The organism is Vibrio sp. 10N.222.49.C12 (assembly GCF_041475025.1).
GTDB lineage: Bacteria > Pseudomonadota > Gammaproteobacteria > Enterobacterales > Vibrionaceae > Vibrio > Vibrio crassostreae_C.
The window spans coordinates 1501-1886 of the sequence record NZ_JBFRVF010000135.1; the positions used below are offsets into that span (position 1 = coordinate 1501).

General features: G+C 45.6%; 1 protein-coding gene. It reads right to left on the bottom strand.

Going from position 1 to position 386, the window contains the following annotated elements:
* Positions 1-386: hypothetical protein (locus AB4583_RS21315; protein ID WP_372119276.1), on the bottom strand; the 386-nt coding region annotated here is incomplete at both ends.

Below are 386 nucleotides of genomic sequence, written 5' to 3' on the forward strand. Positions count from 1 at the left end.
TCGTTATCGGAGTCACTAGATGTCACCACGATTGATTTCACAATGTCTTCGTTCAGCGTGTGGTCGAGATTGCGGTTGGGCTCAAAGCGCACTTCGCCTTGAAGCGTGATGAATAGTTCGCCTTCAGTAAAACTGAATTGCTGTTCACCATTGTCATTCTGATCAAGGGTTCGTAGTTGACCGTCATAAGTAAACTGAGTGATCGTCGCGCCATCAGCACTCTGATTTGGCATCACATCAATGGTGTTAGTTGTTACCGTACCATCTGCAAGATTGGGCTCGACGATATCTAACGCACTATCTTGCATGATTTGAACATCATCACCGATAGTGACATTTAACGGAGACATCAGTGAATCATCGCCGTCACTGTCTACCGCATAAAC